The following is an 18,083-nucleotide window of genomic DNA, read 5'->3' on the forward strand; positions in this document are numbered from 1 at the left end:
TTACAGTTATGGATATAGGAACTCACTTTTTCCATCATTCGCGCTCTGTTCAATGTTCATATGTATCTCCTTGGTCCGCTTCTTCAACGTGGCATACGTAATATAGCCGCCTTCAGTGCTTTAGTCCCTTCTTCGCTTTTCAAATAATCCGACGGTGTTTCGTTGCCGAGTGCGGGGACTTTTCGATCCATCCAAATCAGCAAATACTCCCCCATATCGGGCAGCAGCACAATCTGAATCTCCTTGGGAATTTTACTTTTGGCCACTTTTGCTCTTATAGCCGGATCTACCTGTGCATACCGCTCCTGATAGACCTGAACCATGTTGGCCCAGTTCTCCGGCTTAAACTCTTTCAAATATATGTCTCTCATCTACGAACCCTCCTTAGGGCCTCAGACAACGCTTTTCATGCTGGAGCAACCATTCTTTTCTCCATAGCCCTCCTGCATAGCCCGTTAGTTTCTGATTGGAACCGATAATTCGGTGACATGGAATCACAATGCTCAGCTTATTTTTTCCATTAGCACTGCCTACGGCTCGGATCGCTTTTTCATTTCCAATAGCAAGAGCAATATCTTTATAAGCTGTTGTTTTACCGTACCCCACGGACACCAGCGCATTCCATACTTTTTGCTGAAAATCCGTACCTTCAAGGGCATAAGGAAACGTAAACTCAAAGCGCTCACCTTTAAAATACTCGTCAAGCTGGGTAGTGCATTCCGCTAATACTTGGATTGGAACCTCTTCTATAGCCCTCGTTAAGGGCTCATTCCGATTAGAGAACATAATAGAATAGACAGCCTCATTTGTGCCCTGTATCTCTACCTCTCCAATCGGCGATACATACTTCATTACGTATAGTTCGCTCATAAAAGGATACAACCTCCTTCCTTTTCTATTCCCTGCTCAACTTTCTATACTCACTAGGAGAACAATGGTTCAAGCTACGAAACGCCTTATAGAAATGGGAGGGACTTTGGAAGCCCGTCTCATAGCAAATCTCAAGATTCGTAAGATTTGTACTTTTAAGAAGATAGGCTGCCTTATCTACTCTTATTTTTTCCAAATACGTGCGCGGGGTTTCGGCGGTTTCCTGTTTAAAGATCCGATCCAAGTAAAAGGAGCTTATTCCGATATGGTCCGCAATATCCTGCAATACAAGTTTTTCCTTGTAATGATTAACCAAAAAGGTTACCACATTCTGCACAAGTCTGATATACGGCGAATGGTCTGTATGGGGCTGGCATCTTTTGCAAGCACGAAAACCCGCCTTTTCCACTTTGTCCAAATCAAAGTAAAACTCCACATTTATTTTCTTCGGCTTTTTGGATCGACAGGAAGGTCGGCAGTATATGTGGGTTGTTTTCACAGCGGTAAAAAACAACCCGTCATACTTACGATCACACGCTATAATTTTCTCCCACATTTCTTCAAAAGAAAGACTAAGGTTAGCCATGATCGAATGCTCCGTCCTTTCTATAGTTCATATTCATCTAGCTCAAGGATTTTGCAAAATCCTCATATAAATGTGATGTATCTTGTAGCTCTATCAACTGTTCTGCATTCTTTTGCAAAGCAACTATTATCTTATCAGAAAATGCATTTCCAAAGCTAAACCGTTTAACTCCTAACTGCTGAAGCTGGTGGACATTCGTCAGACCCGGCAGGGATAAAACATTAAGCGGAGCATGTATATTAAACACAACTTCCCTGATCTCTTCATCACGCTTTAATCCTGGAACAAAAATTCCGCTCGCACCACTATCCTCATACGCTTTGGCCCGCTCTATGGTCTCTGAAAGTGGAGTATTCATCTGCAAATATGTATCCGTTCTTGCGTTTATAAAAAACGCCTGAAACCCACGCGCATCCAAGGCCGCTCTAATTTTGGACAATAGGTTACTGTGCAGACCCACTTCTCGAAGTCCCTTTTGCATTTTCAAAGAATCCTCAATATTAATCCCTGCAACTCCCACATCGGCTACCCTTAAAACATGCTCAACAATCGTTGCCGTGTCCTCTCCATATCCTGCTTCAATATCTGCCGACACTGGAATCTGAACATGCTCAACAATCGTCCGAATAATACTTACGTGCTGGTCAAAATCAATAAGCTCTCCATCTGAAAATCCAAGCGTATTGGCAATCCCCCAACTCGTCGTACCTATCGCCTTAAAACCTGCTTTCTCCAGAGCCACCGCAGATAGCAGATCCCAGGCGTTCCCTAAAAATAAAAGTTCCTCTAATGTGTGAAGTGCATGAAACTGCTGGATTTTGTTCATAAATATAGCCTCCTGATATGTGATGTAACTCATTTTATCAAGAGGCTATCTTTGTTTCGTCCTCATTCTTGCACTTATGGTCTGTAGGAATCTAGGAACAACTTGGTCCATTTATTCACATATAAATCATAATTTTTGAAGAAAACGGTTATTTAAGCTCTATTCAATCCTATGCTTCTTATCTATACTCTTGCTAAATCCATTCGAGTTAGATGGAAATCTACGCTTTTAGCCTTTCACAATTACATTTTATAGGAGGAGTTATATGTATAAAATAAAGTTCCTTATGATCTTGCTAAGCTTTACTGTAGTCGCTTCTTTCTCTAGCTTGTCCGGCTCTTCACCTAGCAAGGCTTTTGCTGAAGAGAATGGGACTCCGGTGCAGAAAACGATCGATTTAAATGAGGGCTTCGACAACTCAAATGAAGCTAGTATACAGCCATTATCCCTTACCAGCGAAGAAGCTACTAGCCAAGCAGCGGTTACAGCTATTGACCATGATGCTAATTTCTCACCTTCAACACTTCAGTTCCTGAAGGCTAATACAGGACTCGACGGTGAGCAGTGGGATAATATTATGAAGCTAGTGAACAAACCAGAGCAAGATTCTTTGAAATGGACTGAATTCTATGGCTATGCTGAAGATATCGGCGATAATCGTGGGTACACCATTGGTATCTTTGGAGCAACAACAGGCGGTTCAAATGATACGGGACCAGATGGCCCGTACTTATTTAAAGCTTTTGATGCTGCTAGTGGAGCTAGCAACCCTTCCATTGCAGGTGGATTAACACGTGCTGGTCTAAAGGGGAAGATGAATGGTTCGATTCTAAAGCTCAGCGATAGCGATAGTGTAATCAAGAAGAAGATCAACGCTCTCCAAAACAATGAAGCTTGGAGAGAAGCCATGTGGCGTACGTTCTATGACACCTATATCGAATATAGTGTACAGCAAGCACATAAACGCGGATTTAATACTGCTCTAACGATTGGATCATTTGTCGACACAGCACTCAATCAAGGCGCTACTGGTGATTCAGGTAGTCTTGAAGGAATCCTCTCACGTTCAGGCAGTAGTATGAATGAGAAGAATTTCATGACTAGCTTCTATGCTAAGCGTACATTGGTTGTCGATACCAACGATTATAACCAACCTCCCAATGGTAAGAATCGTGTGAAACAATGGAGTTCTCTCTTAGCTTCTGGCGAAACAGATCTTAAGAACGCAGATGCAGCCGTGATCAAAGCAACGAATTGGGAACTGAAGTAAATACAATATACGTCATTAGGAGGGCATATCGTATGTCCTCCTTTATTTATTTTCATAAATATTGAGTTGGTGTTGACTACTAACAAGGTCCCATTTTCCCAAACAGTTCCTCTCATCATTCAAATATGTGGGTCGCGTGTGCAAATAGAGAGACTGTCCCAAAAGCCCGAAAGTTGCAAGCTCCTGAAACAGTCTTGTAAAATGGTTATGAAGTCGAAATAAGGCCGTTAGATGATTCGGTAGCCAGATGGAAGTCTACCGCTACTGCGGATATTACGGATTTGTTGCAACGTCAAACGTTGATTGGTAGAGATAATAGATTCCACATCATTCCCACGAATCAGATCATCCAGGTCGGCGATGCTGCGATTGCCTCTAAACACACGGAAGTTACCTCTAAACCGCGTGCCTGTAAAGAGTACCAGTGTAGCATTGCTGCTGGTAGAAAAGAAACGCAGACTTTCGATGCCGTCGAGAATGTTATCGGTATTACGAATGCCTAGGTTTCCTCTGAATACTCTCCTGGAACCCCGAAAATTTTCTTCGTTGTAAACTGTAAGACGTGGATACGTTTGAGATACATATGCTTTGTTGTCCATGTTGTAATTCCTCCTTTCAACTTATCTTATGCCTCACCATCCGATTGGCGCGGGCCTCGCAGCATCCATCTAAAAATGGTTATGTGATTGAATAGAGCGATGCAGACTTGAAAAAGGAACATATGTTCTGTATAATCTAGCTTAGCAATTTGGAAAATCCTGAACTAACGGAGATGCGGACATGGACGATAAATTTATTGAGGAACTACGTGAAATTAGCAGAAACGACAAGCGAAGATCCGAATTTCTTATTAAGGGTATGAAGGAAACACTTCAGGAAAGAAAAGAAAAAAACTTTATCGAAAGATGGATTTGGCGACAAAAAAATAAGAAGCGTATAGCGCGGAAGTTTAAATCCTAGTAGATATAACAACCGAATCTTCATAGCTTCATAGCACTTTACAAGTGCTTAGGTCACAGCTCATTAGGAGGCAGAGTCATGATTGAGCAACTAGTCCCAAACGACGATATATTAAATCAAAATCTATTTTTGGCTGATGAAGTTCGATACCATTTGATCCATCGAATTTGTGAGTCAGAAGGATCAACATGCCTCAAAACGTCCGATAAAAATATGGTCTTTGCTCAATCACCCGGACATAAGGCCTGGTTATGGATCTCACAACAAATCACAGATAATCATAAATTGACCTATATAGGAGAACTCTTACGTTATTTAAAAGGAACCACCCTATCAGGTGTATGTGGTGATGCCGAAACAGTCGAGAAGTTCGCAAATGCTTACGCACAACGTCGTCATGCTGCTCAGGTACATACCCATATGGTCATGGAATCTTATTTCTGTCCTAAATATAAAAAGCCCTCGGGCGTTGAGGGAATGATCCGACAATCCATCCCAGAGGATGTACAATTAGTTGCCCAGTTTCTAGCTGGTTTTTCAGAAGAAGCTTTAGGTAGTTTTATTGATCCGGTTAGTCAAATATCGGTTGCGGAGAAGACCATCGGGACAGGAAATTTGTATCTTTGGATTGTAAATAACATGCCTGTGTCCATGGCTAATATTGCTCACCGCTCGCCGAGACATGCTCGCATTAATGCTGTGTATACCCCGCCTAATTTACGAAAGAAAGGTTTTGCCAGCGGAATGGTATCCGAGCTATGTTCGATTTTGGAAAATGAGCATTTAGTACCCATGCTATATGCAGATTTAAAAAATTCGGTTTCCAATCAAGTTTATAAAAATATCGGCTTTAAGGAAGCCGGCAAAATCACTGATATTACGTTTGAATAAGCCCTCCTACTGCAAGAGAGCATATTATTGTTCATTCAAAATCAAAGAAGACCACAATGTCACCTTCATCACTGGGCCTCCTTTTCACTTATCTATAAGCTTTACTCCGTAACACCCAATTCCGTGTGGACTGAGGATCTTCGTGAAAGTAAATATACAGCCACAATAGCTATAACGACCCCTGCTGCTCCAAACCAGGTGATGGAAGCCAGCGAAACCTGACCAACAACTACACCACCGATCCCAGCTCCGGCCGCCATGGCAAGCTGCATCGTAGACTGATTGAGACTCAGCATCACACCGGAAGATTCAGGCACAAGAGTGACCAAGTTATATTGTTGAGTAGGTCCAGTTGTCCAGGCAGCGAACGACCAAAGGATCAATAAAGCAAATACTGCGATCAGGGAATGAGCGGCGGCAGGAAGTAAAAGCAAGGAAAAGACATGCAACACCATGCCCCCGAATAATGTAAAGGAAATACCCTTTTTATCTGCGCTGTATCCACCGATTTTCGACCCGATCAGGCTGGCAATCCCGAAGGCAAGTAATACTGAGCTTAGCATATTATCCCCTACACCTGATACATTCAGCAAGTACGGTGAAATGTAAGTATACGCGAGGAAATATCCCCCTCCCCAAAAGAAGGTAATCGCCAATCCCAAAGCAACTTCAGGCTTCTTCAGAAGAGCAAATTGCTGTAGTAAGGGAATCGGTTGATCTCCTTTTAAGCGAGGGATTGTCATAGCGATAACGATCAAAGCAATAATCGCTGTCAAAGCGATGCCGAGAAATACGGTTTTCCAGCCATATGCAGAAGATATCATTCTTCCAAGCGGCACCCCGATAATCAGCGAGGCTGTAAAACCCATAGTGATCGTAGCAATAGAACTGGCCTGCTTGCCGGCTGGAGCAATCTTCGCAGCAATGCTCAGTGCTGTAACCACAACCATCCCCGCCCCGAGGGCCATAAGAATACGTGCGGCGATAAACATTCCAAAACCCGGCAGAATAAAGGAGAGGGCATTAGCTACTGCAAATAATCCGAGCGAACTCAGGAGCAGCTTGCGTCTGTCCCATTTAGCGGTTACTGCCATCAGAATCGGCGTGCCAATCGCGTAAGCAAGAGAAAAGACTGTAATCAACTGTCCCGCTGCGGACACCGTAATCCCCATGGTTGTCGCAATCTGATCCAAAATGCCTGAGATAATGTATTCGGATGTGCCTACCAAAAAACTAACAATGGCCAAAATATACACTTTCCACGTGCTCTGCATTTTTAAATAACGCCTCTTTTCTTATATTGTTTTTATATTTTTACAAATATCGAAATTAAGACTAAAAAAAATTATGTCATCAGGAACGGGGCATATTTCTGCGCTGCTTCCACATCCAAGCTGTAATAGATAAACGTCCCCTCTTTACGGTATGTGAGCAGCCCCGACTCTGCCATTTGCTTCAGATGATGCGATAGCGTTGAAATAGCTACACTGTTCAGCTTCTCGCCCAGCACAGAGCAGCATTGGCCACTTTCCTCTTTTAGCAGAAGTGCTATCTTGAGACGAGTTGGTTCTCCAAGTGCTTTATATATTTTTACAGCTTGTTGCATTTCCGTTGTATCTTTCACCCTGTTCGGCTCCCTTCTGTTCCAGTCTTAATTTCGATGTTTGTCGAAATAAAGTTATCACAAACATTTGTAAAAGTAAACCCGTTTATTATAAAGGTACAGCTTTTTTACACTCTGAGGTGTGAATGATGGTCTTTCTCATCCGATAAATAATCCCCCATCCATAAAGGATGGAGGAAAAAAAACTGAGTATAGAGGGAGAAACGTCGTGGATGCCATGGCGTTAATTCAGGCTTGCCGTGGGTCTGACAATAATTTCATTAACATCTACATCCGCTGGCTGCTCCATGGCATACAGAATGGAACGGGCTATGGCATCAGGCGAAATCGAAATACGACGATACTCTTTCATTCCTTGCCGGGCCTCTTCATCTGAAATACTGTCAGCAAGCTCAGATTCGGTTACTCCCGGCGATACCAACGTCACGCGAATATCTCCCCCCACCTCCAAGCGCAATCCTTCAGAGATCGCCCGAACCGCATACTTCGTAGCGCAATACACCGCTGCAGTCGGGGTTACACTATACGCGCCAATAGAGGCGATATTGATAAACTGACCAAATCCTTGCTTTTTCATAATCGGAAGCCCTGCCGCAATCCCATGCAGAACGCCTCGTATATTTACATCAATCATGCGATCCCATTCCTCTACCTTCAGGGCCTCTAATTTTGAAAGAGGCATCACTCCCGCATTGTTCAAAATGACATCCACACGCCCAAATGTTTTTTCCGCGTAGTTAATGAACGCTTCCATCTGGTCCCTCTTCGTCACATCCAGTTGCTGATAATCAGCCGATCCACCTTTAGAACGAATCTCGGATGTCAGAGCCTCCAGTCGCTCTGTGCGTCTGGCCCCTAATATCACATGAGCCCCATGGCGAGCAAGTAAACGGGCAGTAGCTTCACCGATCCCACTGCTTGCCCCCGTAATAGCTACGACTTTCCCTTTAATATCCAACATGCTTATTCCTCCTCTAGTTTAAAATGTCACTGAAAAAAGATAAAATAGATTACTTTTTCTCTTCCCTGTAAAAAACCATCCCTGCATGATACAAGACATCATCTTTAAATTCGCCATCTGCCGTAAATCCGGTGTCGTCCACATACTCGATATAGTCATCTTCTACGATGATATAGCTGCCTGTGTAGGCACTTTTCCTCTGACCACGTGCTTCATCATAACGGCCATTAGGCAAGAGTTCGTGACGGATATTTCCGTCTTCAGTTACCCACATCCCTATACAGGGATGCTGCGAAGCGTGTACACTTTTTTCCGCTTTGTTACTCTCCATGACTCCCACTCCTTTGCACTTCTATTTTTTTCTCAATTGCTCATTAGGTGTTGTATCTGCATCTTATTATGAGAGGAATGTCCATCGGGCTGGTAGAAGAATCAGAGCAAATTATTGCCTAATCCTCCAAAGACCCTTAATATGTAATAAACTACTGAAAATGAAAACGGGCTACGTTGAAAGAAGGGATGTGTCAAGATGGGGGCAACCAAAATAGAGGGTTCTACCATGGAAAAACAAGCCGAATTGGCAAGGCTTATAGAACGATTTTCAAATCAGGACGGAGTTCTCACTACAGCCATACCTTCGCTTCACTTCGTCCGAAGTTCAAATACAACCGTTCCGGTACATCAAGTCCATGAACCTGCCTTATGTATTGTGGCACAAGGCAGAAAAGTCGTGATGCTCGCAGAGGAAAGCTACCATTACGGCACATCCGACTACCTTGTTGTGTCGGTGGATTTGCCGATCTCGGGGCAGGTCATCCAAGCGTCATCAGAAGCTCCTTATTTGTGCCTCCGGCTCAATTTTGATCCGCATCAGGTTTTGGACCTGATCAAGGAATCTGCTTTTCCCACAAGCCCCATGCCTGATTCCAGACGAGGCTTGTATGTAAGTCAAACCAACTCACTACTGCTGGATGCCGTGGTAAGGCTAGTGCATCTTTTGGAAAACCCGCAAGATGTTCCGGTGCTGGCTCCATTAGTCATTCGTGAGATACTGTATAGGATTTTACAGGGTAATCAGGGGGAATCCTTAAAACAACTGGTCATGGCCGGCAGCCATTCCAACCGAATTGCAGAAGTCATAAAGCGGATTAAGCAGGATTATGATAAGCCGTTGCGTATTGAAGAATTGTCCAAACTAGCGAATATGAGTCCTTCGTCACTACATCGTCATTTTAAAGAGGTTACGGCTATGAGCCCCATGCAATATCAAAAACAATTACGTCTACAAGAGTCCCGCCGCCTGTTGTTATCCGAATCAGCGGATGCGGCAGATGTAGGTTTTCAGGTAGGTTACGAGAGTCCCTCACAATTCAGCCGCGAATACGCCCGCTTGTTCGGCCTGCCTCCAATTAGTGATATCAAACGCTTGCGCTCGGATCAGGATCACCAGACCACTTGAGCACGTTGTTAGATGAACATATGAAACCAATGGTCCTACTAACGCTTATCCCATCATAGATGGCAGGATGTAAAAAAACAGCACAAACAACCGCTCCTCCGGTAGAGACGCGGCTGTTCAATATTTCCTCTATACATGCATTAATACGGATTATCCAGCTTGACGAACAAAGCTCGAATGACATCCTTCTCTGCCGTAGTAAGCTTTTGTCCTGCCTGCCATTGTTGAATCTCTTTCTTGACTTCCTTGGGTTCTCTATAGCTGAGAGCATACCCGATGCTTCCTATACCTTGTGTGCGGTTGGTTTTGTCCATATTTGCCAATGCTCGAGTCATCGCAGTTCTGTCTCTTGTAAACAAATCTCCCATAAGGGCAGCATAGCTTTCGCTTAAAGCTCCATCCAAACCTTCAGAAGCTCGGATCACATTTGGAAAACTTTTCGATGGAATAAAAGCTCGCTGCCTATACAAATATTCGATCATTTCCAGGCTTTGATGTTCATTGTTTTCGTTCATCTTTCCCCATTGGATTCCTGCTAAATGGTCCGTTATATGACGTACTTTTGCTTCATCACTGAGGGAAGAATCCTTATAAAAGGACAGCACAAGCTCCTCTTTACTTTGCTGGGTATGCTGCGTATCGGCTGCAGTTTGCTTAGACTCCCCATGGTTTGCTCCGGACGGCGCCACAGTTTCAGCATCCTGTCCCACTGGCTGGGGAGTACACCCTATGGTTACAGCCAGCATTAGTGCAGTACAAGCTGCAGAAACGAACCCATTCCCTTTTAACATGAATCCACTCTCCTGTCTGAACAAACAATGGTCGTTATAATTGCCCAAAATCCACTCCTATCTTGCTACGCCTGCAACCGTTCATCCATCTAACAATAGGAAGATTCCATCTAGACTTTTACGCGTCACGTCCCACCGTAGGCTTACGGATCACGGAGACGCTCGATTCCCTCACGATCAGACGAGGCTCGAATTGCACACGCTCATAATCCCCAGGTGTCTGTTCCTGAATCCGCTTGAGCAGCAGCTCCGCAGCCAATCGTGCCACCTCTTCCCCCATGATGGAAACTGAGCTGATCTGAGGAGTCGTTACCATAGCCCACAGATTGTTATCAATACCAACTACAGCAACCTCATCCGGCACTTTTACGCCCAAATCCTTAAATCGATTGACGATCCCTATCGCCACCATATCATTAACCGCATAAATAGCATCCGGCATATGTTTCAAGCTGTAAAAATAATCGGCAGCACGCAACCCTGTCTCAAAGGAGAAATCATCACCAAAATAAACGAGTGAAGGGTCCACATGCTGGAGAGACTGCTCATAAGCGAAGTATCTTTCCTCGATTTTGTCCTTCGCAGCACCTGCATAGGCAATTCTTGTTCTGCCGATTTTAAGCAAATGCTCCATCACGAGTCTTCCCTCTTGCCGGGCCAGACTGACGATATCCGCTTTGACATCTTCGCCCAGCTTCTTGCCATAGTTAATAATGGACACGGGAACGCTAGCTTTGTTAATCAGGTCTACCAGCATTTTAGGATATGCCAGCGGCATAATGATAAGTCCGTCTACATGCAGCTTCTTAACCTCACGCACCGTTTCAAGCTCCATTCTGGCATTCCCGGCGGTATTGATTTGCACGACACGGTAACCATGCTGCTTGGCGGCCTGCTCTACGGACCAAGCGATTTCCGGAATAATCGCGTTACGAATGTCCGGCACGGCCAGCGCGATTTGTCGTGTCTGACGCACTTTCAAGCTCTGAGCCGAGGTGTTGGGCGTAAACCCCATCTCTTCAATCACTTGCAAAATCAAGGCTTTCGTTCTCGGGCTGATGCCCTCACTATCGTTAATAGCTCTGGAGACAGTCGCAATACCGACTCCTGCCCGCTTGGCTACATCCTCTATGGTTACTTTCTTTTGATCTGTCACGCCCAAAATCCTTTCAAGAACGGAATCGTTTTCTGACTTCCTAAAATAAAGTCTTAATACTGATATTATACCACAGAATGAGTGTCTAAAAATTGAAGTCGCTTTCTTCTTATCTTTGCTTCATCTGGAAAATCCACAAAATATCTTTGTATAAAAGCAACGAGCCGAATATAGCACTGCAGTCACAAGTGATTATATTCACAAAAAAATCAAGTGCTTTTTGTATGAATTTGGTTTGACAATGTGTAAAATTTGTGACATATTATTTTTCGGAAACGTTTCCTAATTCATTCACTTTTACAGAGGCAATGATCATATATTCTTCAAGGAGATGACAAACATGCAAGCATTGAGATGGCATGGAGTAAAAGACTTACGATTGGAAAACATTGAGCAGCCCGCCGCTCTGGCAGGAAAAGTAAAAATCAAAGTAGAATGGTGTGGCATTTGCGGAAGTGATCTTCACGAATATGTAGCAGGACCAATCTTTATTCCCCAAGATGCTCAGCATCCATTGACTGGCGAAAAAGCACCGATCGTAATGGGACATGAATTCTCTGGACAAGTCGTCGAAATCGGCGAAGGTGTAACCAAGATTCAGGTTGGCGACCGTGTCGTTGTAGAACCGGTTTTTGCATGTGGAGAATGTGATGCATGTAAACAAGGCAAATATAATCTTTGCGATAAAATGGGCTTCCTCGGTCTGGCAGGCGGCGGCGGTGGATTTTCTGAATATGTCGCAGCTGACGAGCACATGGTTCACAAAATTCCAGAAAGCGTATCTTTCGAGCAAGGCGCATTGGTAGAGCCTTCGGCCGTTGCTTTGTATGCTGTTCGTCAAAGCCAACTGAAAGTCGGCGACAAAGCCGTAGTATTTGGCGCTGGTCCTATCGGATTGCTGGTTATTGAAGCGTTGAAAGCTTCGGGCGCATCTGAGATTTATGCAGTAGAGCTTTCCGAGGAGCGTAAAGCTAAAGCTGAAGAGCTGGGTGCTATCGTGATTGATCCTAAGACTTATGATGTAGTGGAAGAACTGCACAAACGGACCAACGGCGGCGTAGATGTAGCCTATGAAGTCACTGGAGTACCTCCTGTGCTGACTCAAGCTATTGAATCTACTAAAATCAGCGGACAAATCATGATCGTCAGCATTTTTGAAAAAGAAGCTCCGATTAAACCGAACAATATTGTCATGAAGGAACGCAATCTGACGGGTATTATCGGCTACCGTGATGTATTCCCGGCTGTTATCAGCCTGATGGAAAAAGGATATTTCCCAGCCGACAAGCTGGTTACCAAACGCATTAAGCTCGAAGAAGTGATTGAGCAAGGTTTTGAAGGACTCCTGAAAGAGAAAAATCAGGTTAAAATCCTGGTATCTCCGCAAGCCTAATTTAGAAAATAAACCAGATGTCTGCTCTATGCAGACATCTTTTATTATAAAACCGGGTTGCACGGCAAGAGTTCATACGGAATTAAAAAGACAAAACAGCGCTCTCCTACTGTGGCTTCTGCCGTTAAGTGAGAATAGCGCTGTTTTATTATAATCTAGTTTATTGAGTTACATTACTTAGTTACATTTTTCAGAACATCGTCAATCATTTGACTATTTGCAATTGTACCTGTATACAACCAGCTGGAATCCTTGCCAAAATCGTATACATGGCCTTCTTTAACGGCTGGAATTCCCGCCCATACAGGATCTTTTACAATATCTTCTTTACTTACGTTTTTGCTGTTCACGATAAAGACATAATCCGCATCCAGCTCGGCCAGCTTCTCCAGCGATAAATTACTCCAGTTCGCCTTAGCCGTTTTGGAAATCTCCTGTACGACTTGTGGAATCTTGAATCCCAAATCCTTATACAATACATCACCGCTGGATAGATTCTGGTTTACGACATACACGTTTTTATCCGTTACCCATAATGCCGCCGCAGTTTTTTGTCCCACCGTCTGACTCAGCTTGGCTTTAGCCTCTGCTGCTTTTTTGTCGTAGTTGCTCAATGCCTGCTTCGCTTCATTGCTCTTATTCAGCACCTCACCCACGGTCAGCAGTTCTTGACGCCAATCATTGTTCATATTACTGCCTACCACGTAGGTTGGAGCAATTTTAGAGTATTGATTATATTTGTCGCCTTCCACCATGCTCGCACTGTCCATAATGATTAAATCAGGCTTGAAGTTCAGAACCGCCTCAAACGGAAGATCTGAAGCGATGGTAGGAACATCCGTCAGTTCTTTTTGCAGGTAAGCTTGAACTGAATTTTTACCCACCGACCATTGGGCTACCGGTTTAACACCCAACGCCACCAGATGATCCTCCAGATAAGAAGCGATCACACGTTGAGGCTGAGCCGGAATCTTCACCTCATGCCCGAGTGCATCCTTCAGCACCCTTTCCTGTGATGTTGGTTCCGCTGATGTATTATTGTTCCCTTGCGAAGCACCATCGGTTGCCGTAGGACTGGATGTGTCTGAGCACGCGCTGAGCAGCAGGGTAAAACTAAGCAATAAAATAAATGCCATGGAATGCTTTGCGTTTCTATTCATTCGTAAAATCCCTTCACCATAATTTTGATAATGATTATTATCCTCAATACCAGTATGCAGGGCGCCACTTATCGAATCAATGGAACATTCGGACATGCTCAATGGATTATCTAGACGTGTATCTCCCATAAAAGCAGATGAATATAGGCTGTCCCGATAGTGAACCGGGGATACGCCAGTATATTTTTTGAATGCCCGGCTAAAGAAATAGACATCCGGGTACCCCACACTGACAGCAATATCCTGCAAAGTGGCATCCGTCTTCCGCAAAAGCTCCTTCGCCTTGTCCATTCGCAGTTGAATCAAGTACGTAATCGGGCTACAGTCTGTTTGTTTTTTAAATAACCGGGTCAGGTGTCGCGGACTACATTCCAATAATCCGGCCAAACGTTCCAGCGTAATGGACTCCGCGTAACAATCCTGCATAAATCGAATGGCCTGTGTCACGATATCCCGCGCAGAAGTTCGAGCCTTCGGTTCCTGCAATTGCCTCATACATTCATATGCAAAATCATAGAACCGACCCTGAGCCTGAATCTTGGATAGCGCCTCTTGATCCTGCCATGCGTACTTCAGTAGTTGCAGTTTTTGATACAGAATAACCGGATAAGGCGGTACAAAACCATGAGCTATCGAAGGATGATTATACACCGTATGTCCTGATAGAGAAGTCGCTTTATATAGTACAAGGATATATTCTATCCCGCATGGTGAGGGCTTTATATTCAGTACAAAGCCTTTGCTGCCATGCAGTACGTACCCTGAATGTGGCGTATCCTTCCAATCACCATCCAAACGCACGCTACCCTGCAATACAAATACAAAAGCCTGCGCTGGAAGACGATACGGTTGAAGCAACTCTTCTGGCTCCAGTCGAATATGCCGGACATCCATGACACGGATCGACGAGTGGAGCCATAAGGACAGCAGCTCGTTCAGCTCGTCAGCCTCATGCTCCTTACTCGTCCCGGTGTGGGAACCTGTCTGCTTTTTCCGGTCCTGCTTCACTTGTCAAGGCCTCCGCTTCATAAATATCATACTTTGTATCCAAACCAACCTCATTATATATCATCTTTTACTGCGTCTACCATGAGACAAATATTCCTGCACGAAACAAAGTGAATATACCATTTCCATGGTACAATTTGTATAATACAAGATTTAAAATACATAGGGGGTTTGACAGCATGAGCGGTCCCAACGTTGCATTGAGTACAGGAGCTAATGCACCATTCGGTAAGGAAGATACAGTGCGGGTCACCATTACATGGAAGCATGCACCTGCCGAACTGGATGTTAGCTGTTTTATGGTAGGAGCAGACGGAAAGGTTTCCTCAGATGACTATTTCGTTTTTTACAATCAACCCGCTGACCCGCACGGCCATGTACGGTTACAGCGTCCAAATGACAGAACCACTGAGTTTACTGTAGCGCTCCAGGAACTGGAACGAACCGGGGTGGAAAAATGTGTGTTTGCGGCCACACTGGACGGCCCAGGTACTTTTGCCGATGTGGTCGGCTGCTCAGTTACTGCTCAAGGCAAGCAATCCCATATCACCTACAGCATCACCGAAGCCACCAGTGAGACATCGCTTGTGCTGGCAGAAGTGTATCGTCATACGTCTGGCTTCAAGCTTCGCGCAGTTGGGCGTGGTTTCAACGGAGGACTAAAGCCGCTTGCCGAAGCTCATGGTGTGACCGTGGAGGAAACGGAATCGCCAGTGGATACCGTTCAGATGAACATCCCTACATCGGCGATCTTAAGCGCGGTAGGTGCTAAAGCTGGCGGAAAAGAGACTGCCCCCATTAACGCAAGAATTAATCTGCACAAGCAGAATGTACAATTTTCACTGAAAAAGAAAAAAATAGACCGTGAAAAAGCACGTGTAGCGGTTGTATTCGATGCTTCTATTTCTATGTTCAAATTGTACACGGGTGGGACTGTGCAAAAAGCCTGCGAACGTGTGTTGGCTGTAGCCGCCTGTATGGATGACGATGGTGAAATGGATGTATGGTTTTTTGCGGACAAAGCCAAACGTGCTCCAAGCGTCACAGAGAGGAATTTCGAGAATTACATTCATAGGAATTATGCTGAGCCTAGTGAAGATAGTGAGCTGGGGTGGGGCAATAACGAGCCAGAAGTCATGAAGGATATCATACTTAAATACACAAAAGAAGATCCCAACGACATGATCCCGACCTACATTATCTTTTTTAGTGATGGAGGTATTTATGAACAAAAAAAAATAGAACAGCTGCTGATTAAAAGCTCAAGCACTCCGATTTTCTGGCAATTTGTAGGTCTTGGTAAAGCCGATTACGGAATTCTTCGAAAGTTGGATAAGATGCGCGGCCGCGTAGTAGATAATGCAGATTTCTTTGCCTTGGATGACATTGACTCCGTGACAGATGCAGAATTGTACGACCGTCTGCTGAATGAGTTTCCTAGTTGGCTCAAGCAAGTACGGGCTAAAGGAATATTGCGGAGCTAGTTCCCGCCGTAACGCCAATACTGCACCAGATTAACGCCCTCATGCCCCCTGCGTGATCACTTAAATATCACCAAGTAGAGCAATAAGAGGCACAATGATCGCTGATAAAGCAATCCTCAGCGCCAGCATTCTGCCTCTGTTATCTTCAGTTTGTCCTCTATCGATTTCAATCTCCCTACCATATCCTATTTCTTTCATTTCCTAATTGGATATTTTCATGTAGTATAAGTCTAATTGAAGTAACCCTGTTTGGGCTATGCTGAAGCTATACACTATATGAAGGAGGATTTCATATTGAAATCAAATGAACCCACTTTGCACAAAAAGCTGCTCCCACGGCATATTACCTTTATGGCTATGGGCGGAGTCATCGGGACGGGTATTTTTAAAGGAAGCACCGAAACGATTAGCTTGGCGGGACCAGGAGTTATTTTATCCTATGTCTTCGCAGGACTCCTGCTCTTGGTCGTTATGGGCGCAATTGCCGAGATGGCTACCGTCTATCCCAACATGAATATGAAGGATTTTATTCGCAAAGCTTTTGGAGAACGACTGTCCTTTATTATCGGCTGGTTGTATTGCTTCATGTGGCTGGCCGTCTGTATCATTGAGGTCATTGCTGCGGGTAGCTTCCTGCAATATTGGTTGCCAGATGTCCCTCTATGGGTACTCAGTTTAGTGAGTGCGGCTTTCATTATTGTCGTCAACATGCTGAGTGTCGGCGGATTTGGGGAACTGGAATTTTGGCTTGCAGGTATTAAGATTGCCATGATTATTATCTTCATCGCCTTAGGTGGCTGTATACTGTTCGGGATTATTCCCACTGAAACTCCACCTTATCTAAGCAACTACGCGCAGCACGGCGGATTTCTACCCAATGGCTGGTTGGCTATCTTTTCAGCGCTGCTGGTCGTAACCTTTTCATACGGAGGGTCCGAGCTGATTGGACTGACGTTGACGGAAACAGAAAATCCGGAAAAAGTACTGCCTAGAGTGGTTAAAAGCTTTATTCTTCGCGTTGTTTTGTTCTATACGTTGCCAATTCTCATCATTTGTGGCTTGATTCCCTGGAACCAACTGGATGCGAATACCAGCCCGTTTGTACAGGTATTGTCTTCTGTAGGGCTTCAAGGCTCGGCTCATGTCATGAACTTTATTCTGATCACTGCTGTACTGTCTGCCGCCAATTCGGGAATTTATGGGGCTACACGTATGCTCCATTCGCTGGCTGTCAATGGAGAAGGCCCCAAGTCACTTGCCCGCCTGTCTTCCAATGGGGTTCCAGTGAATAGTCTCAAATTGTGTGCTGTAATCCTGATTGTCGGTTCCATGGTTGCTTATATCGCTCAGGACGGGCTTTTCCGTATTTTGATGGCTGTGCCGGGCTTCGTCGTGCTGCTCGTCTGGAGCTGCATTTGTCTGTCCCAATTGAAATTGCGCAAATCTTATCCAGTGGAGCCTACTTTCAAGATATGGGGATTCCCTTATGTAACGGCGATTACAGTGGGATGCCTATGGATAATCGCGGTTCTATTCTTGCTTGACCCGCAAAATCGCATCAGCATTAGCGTGTGCGTGGCTTTCATGGTATTTCTGGTCATTTGGTCTTTGGTGAAGTTCCGGAGAAAGCAGGCGTAAGCAGCA

At 44.5% G+C, this 18,083-nt stretch carries 19 protein-coding genes; 6 read left to right on the forward strand and 13 right to left on the reverse strand.

Going from position 1 to position 18,083, the window contains the following annotated elements:
* Positions 1-83: 83 nt before the first annotated feature.
* Genes NSS94_RS17420 through NSS94_RS17435 form a run of 4 tightly spaced genes read right to left on the reverse strand, consistent with a single transcriptional unit; the run spans position 84 to position 2,282 of the window.
* Complete coding sequence (locus tag NSS94_RS17420) at positions 84-371, reverse strand: antitoxin Xre/MbcA/ParS toxin-binding domain-containing protein (RefSeq protein ID WP_039274373.1); 288 nt, start codon at positions 369-371, stop codon at positions 84-86.
* Between the two features lie 13 nt (positions 372-384).
* Positions 385-870 carry a methylated-DNA--[protein]-cysteine S-methyltransferase gene (locus NSS94_RS17425; protein WP_341039761.1) on the reverse strand — a complete coding sequence of 162 codons (486 nt, stop codon included), beginning with the start codon at positions 868-870 and terminating at the stop codon, positions 385-387.
* A 25-nt stretch (positions 871-895) separates the two neighbouring features.
* Positions 896-1,456, reverse strand: a complete 561-nt coding sequence (locus NSS94_RS17430; RefSeq protein WP_029515538.1) for a bifunctional transcriptional activator/DNA repair enzyme AdaA — start codon at positions 1,454-1,456, stop codon at positions 896-898.
* Positions 1,457-1,493: 37 nt separating this feature from the next.
* Complete coding sequence (locus NSS94_RS17435) at positions 1,494-2,282, reverse strand: isocitrate lyase/PEP mutase family protein (protein ID WP_341039762.1); 789 nt, start codon at positions 2,280-2,282, stop codon at positions 1,494-1,496.
* A gap of 265 nt (positions 2,283-2,547) precedes the next feature.
* Here NSS94_RS17435 and NSS94_RS17440 point away from each other — a divergent pair, with 265 nt between their 5' ends.
* The gene (locus tag NSS94_RS17440) at positions 2,548-3,552 is read left to right on the forward strand and encodes a chitosanase (RefSeq protein ID WP_340886126.1); all 1,005 of its coding nucleotides are present in this window, start codon (positions 2,548-2,550) and stop codon (positions 3,550-3,552) included.
* Between the two features lie 227 nt (positions 3,553-3,779).
* Here NSS94_RS17440 and NSS94_RS17445 read toward each other — a convergent pair whose 3' ends face one another.
* Positions 3,780-4,151, reverse strand: a complete 372-nt coding sequence (locus NSS94_RS17445) for a hypothetical protein (protein ID WP_029515541.1) — start codon at positions 4,149-4,151, stop codon at positions 3,780-3,782.
* Positions 4,152-4,590: 439 nt separating this feature from the next.
* Here NSS94_RS17445 and NSS94_RS17450 point away from each other — a divergent pair, with 439 nt between their 5' ends.
* Positions 4,591-5,403, forward strand: a complete 813-nt coding sequence (locus NSS94_RS17450; protein ID WP_029515543.1) for a GNAT family N-acetyltransferase — start codon at positions 4,591-4,593, stop codon at positions 5,401-5,403.
* 101 nt (positions 5,404-5,504) lie between these two features.
* Here NSS94_RS17450 and NSS94_RS17455 read toward each other — a convergent pair whose 3' ends face one another.
* The 4 genes from NSS94_RS17455 to NSS94_RS17470 all read right to left on the reverse strand — a co-directional run bounded on the left by NSS94_RS17455 (position 5,505) and on the right by NSS94_RS17470 (position 8,319).
* Positions 5,505-6,677, reverse strand: coding sequence for an MFS transporter (locus tag NSS94_RS17455; RefSeq protein WP_340886128.1), 1,173 nt, complete (start codon positions 6,675-6,677; stop codon positions 5,505-5,507).
* A gap of 71 nt (positions 6,678-6,748) precedes the next feature.
* Positions 6,749-7,027 (reverse strand): ArsR/SmtB family transcription factor, encoded by a 279-nt coding sequence (locus tag NSS94_RS17460; RefSeq protein WP_029515545.1) that lies wholly within the window; start codon positions 7,025-7,027, stop codon positions 6,749-6,751.
* Positions 7,028-7,250: 223 nt separating this feature from the next.
* Positions 7,251-7,988 carry an SDR family oxidoreductase gene (locus tag NSS94_RS17465; RefSeq protein WP_340886129.1) on the reverse strand — a complete coding sequence of 246 codons (738 nt, stop codon included), beginning with the start codon at positions 7,986-7,988 and terminating at the stop codon, positions 7,251-7,253.
* A 49-nt stretch (positions 7,989-8,037) separates the two neighbouring features.
* A complete protein-coding gene (locus NSS94_RS17470; RefSeq protein ID WP_340932842.1) occupies positions 8,038-8,319 on the reverse strand; it encodes an Atu4866 domain-containing protein in 282 nt (93 codons plus the stop codon).
* Between the two features lie 198 nt (positions 8,320-8,517).
* Here NSS94_RS17470 and NSS94_RS17475 point away from each other — a divergent pair, with 198 nt between their 5' ends.
* A complete protein-coding gene (locus NSS94_RS17475) occupies positions 8,518-9,447 on the forward strand; it encodes an AraC family transcriptional regulator (protein WP_029515547.1) in 930 nt (309 codons plus the stop codon).
* A gap of 140 nt (positions 9,448-9,587) precedes the next feature.
* Here the strand turns inward: NSS94_RS17475 and NSS94_RS17480 are convergent, their stop codons facing one another.
* Both NSS94_RS17480 and NSS94_RS17485 read right to left on the reverse strand, forming a co-directional pair.
* Positions 9,588-10,238, reverse strand: coding sequence for a hypothetical protein (locus NSS94_RS17480; RefSeq protein WP_029515548.1), 651 nt, complete (start codon positions 10,236-10,238; stop codon positions 9,588-9,590).
* A 118-nt stretch (positions 10,239-10,356) separates the two neighbouring features.
* Positions 10,357-11,394, reverse strand: a complete 1,038-nt coding sequence (locus NSS94_RS17485) for a LacI family DNA-binding transcriptional regulator (RefSeq protein WP_013311372.1) — start codon at positions 11,392-11,394, stop codon at positions 10,357-10,359.
* A gap of 340 nt (positions 11,395-11,734) precedes the next feature.
* Here NSS94_RS17485 and NSS94_RS17490 point away from each other — a divergent pair, with 340 nt between their 5' ends.
* A complete protein-coding gene (locus NSS94_RS17490; RefSeq protein ID WP_028542246.1) occupies positions 11,735-12,787 on the forward strand; it encodes a 2,3-butanediol dehydrogenase in 1,053 nt (350 codons plus the stop codon).
* A gap of 173 nt (positions 12,788-12,960) precedes the next feature.
* Here the strand turns inward: NSS94_RS17490 and NSS94_RS17495 are convergent, their stop codons facing one another.
* Entirely contained in the window at positions 12,961-14,955 is a 1,995-nt protein-coding gene (locus NSS94_RS17495; RefSeq protein ID WP_341039763.1) for an AraC family transcriptional regulator, read from the reverse strand.
* A 179-nt stretch (positions 14,956-15,134) separates the two neighbouring features.
* On the opposite strand from NSS94_RS17495, the gene NSS94_RS17500 reads away from it, so the two are divergent.
* A complete protein-coding gene (locus tag NSS94_RS17500) occupies positions 15,135-16,439 on the forward strand; it encodes a VWA domain-containing protein (protein ID WP_069010475.1) in 1,305 nt (434 codons plus the stop codon).
* A 60-nt stretch (positions 16,440-16,499) separates the two neighbouring features.
* Here NSS94_RS17500 and NSS94_RS17505 read toward each other — a convergent pair whose 3' ends face one another.
* The gene (locus NSS94_RS17505) at positions 16,500-16,637 is read right to left on the reverse strand and encodes a hypothetical protein (RefSeq protein ID WP_208332661.1); all 138 of its coding nucleotides are present in this window, start codon (positions 16,635-16,637) and stop codon (positions 16,500-16,502) included.
* Between the two features lie 96 nt (positions 16,638-16,733).
* Here NSS94_RS17505 and NSS94_RS17510 point away from each other — a divergent pair, with 96 nt between their 5' ends.
* Positions 16,734-18,077: an amino acid permease gene (locus tag NSS94_RS17510; RefSeq protein ID WP_029515552.1), complete on the forward strand. Its 1,344-nt coding sequence runs from the start codon at positions 16,734-16,736 to the stop codon at positions 18,075-18,077.
* Positions 18,078-18,083: the final 6 nt, after the last annotated feature.

The organism is Paenibacillus sp. FSL L8-0644, assembly GCF_038008165.1.
In the GTDB taxonomy this organism is placed as follows: domain Bacteria; phylum Bacillota; class Bacilli; order Paenibacillales; family Paenibacillaceae; genus Paenibacillus; species Paenibacillus polymyxa_D.

Excerpts from the sequence above, each read along its gene's own strand:
- NSS94_RS17490 (WP_028542246.1), top strand. The coding sequence starts at position 11,735 with ATGCAAGCATTGAGATGGCATGGAGTAAAAGACTTACGATTGGAAAAC.
- NSS94_RS17455 (WP_340886128.1), bottom strand. The coding sequence starts at position 6,677 with ATGCAGAGCACGTGGAAAGTGTATATTTTGGCCATTGTTAGTTTTTTG.
- NSS94_RS17480 (WP_029515548.1), bottom strand. The coding sequence starts at position 10,238 with ATGTTAAAAGGGAATGGGTTCGTTTCTGCAGCTTGTACTGCACTAATG.
- NSS94_RS17430 (WP_029515538.1), bottom strand. The coding sequence starts at position 1,456 with ATGGCTAACCTTAGTCTTTCTTTTGAAGAAATGTGGGAGAAAATTATA.
- NSS94_RS17425 (WP_341039761.1), bottom strand. The coding sequence starts at position 870 with ATGAGCGAACTATACGTAATGAAGTATGTATCGCCGATTGGAGAGGTA.
- NSS94_RS17435 (WP_341039762.1), bottom strand. The coding sequence starts at position 2,282 with ATGAACAAAATCCAGCAGTTTCATGCACTTCACACATTAGAGGAACTT.
- NSS94_RS17470 (WP_340932842.1), bottom strand. The coding sequence starts at position 8,319 with ATGGAGAGTAACAAAGCGGAAAAAAGTGTACACGCTTCGCAGCATCCC.
- NSS94_RS17465 (WP_340886129.1), bottom strand. The coding sequence starts at position 7,988 with ATGTTGGATATTAAAGGGAAAGTCGTAGCTATTACGGGGGCAAGCAGT.
- NSS94_RS17445 (WP_029515541.1), bottom strand. The coding sequence starts at position 4,151 with ATGGACAACAAAGCATATGTATCTCAAACGTATCCACGTCTTACAGTT.
- NSS94_RS17440 (WP_340886126.1), top strand. The coding sequence starts at position 2,548 with ATGTATAAAATAAAGTTCCTTATGATCTTGCTAAGCTTTACTGTAGTC.
- NSS94_RS17420 (WP_039274373.1), bottom strand. The coding sequence starts at position 371 with ATGAGAGACATATATTTGAAAGAGTTTAAGCCGGAGAACTGGGCCAAC.
- NSS94_RS17505 (WP_208332661.1), bottom strand. The coding sequence starts at position 16,637 with ATGAAAGAAATAGGATATGGTAGGGAGATTGAAATCGATAGAGGACAA.
- NSS94_RS17475 (WP_029515547.1), top strand. The coding sequence starts at position 8,518 with ATGGGGGCAACCAAAATAGAGGGTTCTACCATGGAAAAACAAGCCGAA.
- NSS94_RS17450 (WP_029515543.1), top strand. The coding sequence starts at position 4,591 with ATGATTGAGCAACTAGTCCCAAACGACGATATATTAAATCAAAATCTA.
- NSS94_RS17500 (WP_069010475.1), top strand. The coding sequence starts at position 15,135 with ATGAGCGGTCCCAACGTTGCATTGAGTACAGGAGCTAATGCACCATTC.